Raw genomic sequence first — 1,142 nt, 5'->3', positions numbered from 1 at the left:
CGCACCACATCCAGCAACTCCCAACCGACGAACGGCCGCAACGCCTCCGCACACTCCCCCATCCGCGCCGCGAACACCGGCGAGGAACCCAACAGCTCCGCCCCCATCCCCACCCACTGCGCCCCCTGACCCGGGAACACGAACACCACACCTGCCGCGTCCCGCAGATCGGCCGTGCCCTCCACGACCTCGGGCGAGGGCTCGCCCGAGGCCAGCGCGCGCAGGCCCGCCAGACCCTGGGCCCGGTCCCCCGCGACGACCACCGCCCGGTGCTCCAGCTGAGCCCGGCCCGCCGCCAGCGAGAACCCCACGTCCACCGCGCCGAGTTCGGCCCGGCCCTCCCACCAGGCCGACAACCGCTCCGCCTGCCCCCGCAACGCCGACCCGCCCCGCGCCGACACCACCAACGGCACCACTGGTGGAACGACCGACGGGTCCCGGACCGGGAGCGGCTCCTCCGCAGGCGCCTGCTCCAGGACCACGTGCGCATTGGTCCCGCTGATCCCGAACGACGACACCCCGGCCCGAAGCGGCCGCTCCCCGGGGAGCCACTCGCGGGCTTCCGTCAGCAACTCCACGGCCCCCGAGGCCCAGTCCACGTGCGGCGACGGCTCACCCACGTGCAGGGTCCTGGGCAGGACACCCGCCCGCATCGCCGACACCATCTTGATCACACCGGCCACGCCCGCCGCCGCCTGCGGGTGCCCGATGTTCGACTTCACCGACCCGAGGTACAACGGCGCACCCTCGGCACGATCCTGACCGTAGGTCGCGAGCAACGCCTGCGCCTCGATCGGATCACCCAGCGTCGTCCCCGTCCCGTGCGCCTCCACCACGTCCACGTCCCGCGCCGACAACCCCGCGTTCGCCAACGCCTGCCGGATCACCCGCTGCTGCGACGGCCCGTTCGGCGCCGTCAGACCGTTCGACGCCCCGTCCTGGTTGACCGCACTGCCCCGCACCACCGCGAGCACCGAATGCCCGAGCCGCCGCGCGTCCGACAACCGCTCCACCAACAGCACACCCACACCCTCGGCCATCCCGAAACCATCGGCATCCACCGAGAACGACCGGCACCGACCGTCCCGGGACAACCCCCGCTGCCGCGAGAACTCCACGAACATCCCCGGGGTCGACATCAC

General features: G+C 73.1%; 1 protein-coding gene. It reads right to left on the bottom strand.

Annotation, left to right across the window (positions count from 1 at the left end):
• A partial coding sequence (locus tag ACWDRR_RS44480) for an acyltransferase domain-containing protein (protein ID WP_449778050.1) occupies nt 1-1,142 on the bottom strand: 1,142 nt, incomplete at both ends.

Source organism: Kitasatospora sp. NPDC003701 (assembly GCF_053587085.1).
Note: the sequence above shows the minus strand (reverse complement) of the source record. Positions and strands in the feature narration are given on the sequence as shown.